Source organism: Thermogemmatispora aurantia (genome assembly GCF_008974285.1).
Taxonomy (GTDB): domain Bacteria; phylum Chloroflexota; class Ktedonobacteria; order Ktedonobacterales; family Ktedonobacteraceae; genus Thermogemmatispora; species Thermogemmatispora aurantia.
This window is the reverse complement of record NZ_BKZV01000013.1, coordinates 1-2,788: the sequence shown is the minus strand read 5'-3', so window position 1 is coordinate 2,788 and position 2,788 is coordinate 1. Positions and strand designations below refer to the sequence as shown.

Annotated in this window: 3 protein-coding genes; all 3 read left to right on the top strand. The window is 59.0% G+C overall.

From position 1 onward, the window contains the following. On the top strand, positions 1-1,560 hold a 1,560-nt coding region (locus tag KTAU_RS21385; RefSeq protein ID WP_151730264.1), incomplete at its 5' end, for a bacterial transcriptional activator domain-containing protein. Next, positions 1,557-2,177 carry a flavoprotein gene (locus KTAU_RS21380; RefSeq protein ID WP_151730263.1) on the top strand — a complete coding sequence of 207 codons (621 nt, stop codon included), beginning with the start codon at positions 1,557-1,559 and terminating at the stop codon, positions 2,175-2,177. The genes KTAU_RS21385 and KTAU_RS21380, both read left to right, overlap by 4 nt. A 174-nt stretch (positions 2,178-2,351) precedes the next feature. Continuing rightward, positions 2,352-2,788 (top strand): AfsR/SARP family transcriptional regulator (locus KTAU_RS21375; protein WP_151730262.1); only part of this gene is annotated, 437 nt, incomplete at its 3' end.

Sequence of the window (2,788 nt, the reverse complement as noted above, 5' to 3'; positions counted from 1 at the left end):
CGCCAGTGCCGCCGCTGGCTCGCCCAGATCTCCGCCCGGCAAGGACGGCTCTGGCTGGCCAGTGAGCACTTCCGCGCCTTGCTTCAGGCAGATCCTGCCGATGAGGAGGCGCTGCGGGAGTGGATCGAACTCTTGTGGCAGCAGGGACAGGTCACAGAAGCCCGACGCTGCTATGAGCAGTGGCGCGAGCGCCTATCCCACGAAGGGATCTCCCCAAGTCGGCAGATAGAAACGGTTCTTCACTCTCTGTTGCAACGAGACGTTTTCCTCCCCTTCACGTCGCCAGCACAGGAAGCATCTTGCCCTCAAGCTTCTTGTGAGACAGAGGTAAGTATGTTATCCTCTTTCCAGGCAAACGCACGGCCAGCAGGCAGTTCGGGGAGGCAATCATCTCATCGCGAGCATTCCGAGGCGATCGAACGTCAAGCAGATACCTTTCCGATGGATCAACTACGTCGTTCTCTATTACAGGCGGGCGCTCTTTCCGCCACTGCTCTGTTCCCTGCAGCTTTCAGTCAAGCGCTTGTGACGGATCTGGAACTCCTGGCTCGCTTAAAGAAAGCCGTTGAGAAGCCTTCTTCCATTGATGACCCTCTGGTTGGACTGCTCACAAGCGCGACGCAGCACTTTCGCAAGCGCTTTGTGCTTGCGAGGAACTCACAGGAAGATCTGCTCTCCTGTCACCGGGATCTGACGGTCCATGTTCATCGGTTGACTGACCTACTCACAACTTCGCTGCTTCCCCACATCAGGCAATCCCTCTTGCGCGTCACTGCTGAATCGCTGCAGATCCTTGGAGATCTGGCTTTTCACCTTGGTCAAGATCCTCTCACAGAGCAGGCATATGCTCTGGCTTTTGATCTGGCACACGAATCAGAATATCCTCTTCTCCAAGCCGTCCTCCTTGGGAGACATGGGATCTTTTTCCTCTATCATGAACGCATTCCCCAAGGCATAGCGGCGCTGGAAGGTGCTTGTACTCTTGCTACCACCCATAGCGCGAGTGATCTGATTCGGGCTTGGCTCTCAGTGATTCTGGCTGAACTGGAGGCGCATCGTGGCCAACGAGAGAGCTGCCGGCAACATCTCGCGACCGCTCATACTCTTCTAGAACGTCAGGCCCCCGGTCACACGACACTTTCCTTTGAAGGAGAAGCAGGCTATCTGCCCTTCAACCGTGACCGACTCCAAGGATATGAAGGAGCTTGCCTCCTTCGCCTTGGCTTTGCTCAAGAGGCAGAAGAGGTTCTCATGCACCATCTCTTGACAACAGGGCAAGAAGGGGCGCATCGTCGTTCCATTCGTTTGCTCGATCTTAGCGCGGCACTTGCCCAGCAGGGACGTCTTGAAGAGGCAATTCATTGGGGAATGGAAGCCCTCAAGAGCCTGGAGCAGACCCGGTCACCCCGTGTGCTGCAGCGCGCGATTGCCGTTGAGCACCTGCTGCAACCGTGGCGAGGAGAGAGCTTGCTGACTCCATTCACTGAGCACCTCGCCCAGCTCAAAGCGTCTCTCTCCAGAGGGCTGCCTGTATCCGTTGCAGAAAGGAGGGCAGAATGAAGCCATTCTCTCCGCGAGGAGTCCTGTATGTGATCACCTGCGCCAGTTCCTCCGCCCCGCTCGTAGAATCTTTGATCATCGCCGCCCAGCAGGCTGGCTGGGATGTCTGCTCTATTCTGACACCACGTGCACGGCAATTCGTCGACGAGGCGGCCCTGCAACGCCTGACGGGACACCCCGTGCGCAGTGAATACAAACATCCTCGCGAACCGGATCTGCTTCCCCCAGCGCAGGCGCTGGTCGTCTTCCCCGCAACATTCAATACCCTTAACAAATGGGCCCTAGGTATCAGCGACACTCTCGCACTCGGGTTGCTTTCAGAGTATACTGGGAAGCGGGCGCCGATCGTTGCCGTACCCTGCTTCAAAACAGGGGGAGGGCTGGATACCAATCCTGCCTTTCCCCGAAGCCTGCGGCTCTTGCGACGCGCGGGGGTTTGCCTCATCTACGAGCCGGAGCGCTACCCGCCCAAGAATCAAGTACCGCCGGAGGTCATCCTGGAAACTCTGGAACAGCTCATCGCGGAACGGAAGGAGACGGCGCTGGCACGCACATCAGATAGTCCTGGAGAAGGTCCAGAAACGCAGCATCAGGAGAAGGAGCTGCCTTCCTGCTGATTAGCACACCTGTCAGTCCTGCGCTGGGGTCCTAGGAATCTGCGCTTGGAATCGAATGCCCCAAGCCAGCGGTGCGCATCGCCTGCCGCTGGTCATGGTGGAAGCGAGGAAGGAGGAAAGAAGAAAGATGGCCTCTGAACCACTCCTGCGTGTGATGATGTGTGGCCCCTGGCTTTGTGGCGACACGACGTCGATGGCTCCTGGCTCCCCCTCCCTAAGCACGCCTGGGGCAAAGGCCGCCCCGCCCGCTCCGTCTTCAAACGCCTCTTACTCTCCCCCTCTCGCCGCCTCTCCCGCTGCACCCTCCAAGACGATCTTTGGCCTTCCCCCGACGACGCCCTCTCTCTCGACAAAACCCTCTACAACGCCATCAACCAGCTCCGCCGCGCCATCGGCAAGGACCTCGTCCTCACCATCGAGTCCTCCTATGCCCTGGCCGATCCTTCTCTCATCTGGACTGACTATGACGCCTCTCAGGCCCTCCTGACCGCCGCCGAGCAGCGAGGCCGCACCACCGAGGCAGCTCTTCCTCTCCTGGAGCAGGCCCTCGGCTATATGACCCGCGGCGAGCTGCTGGAAGAGGAGGGCGGCCTCTGGGTGCATGCGGCCCG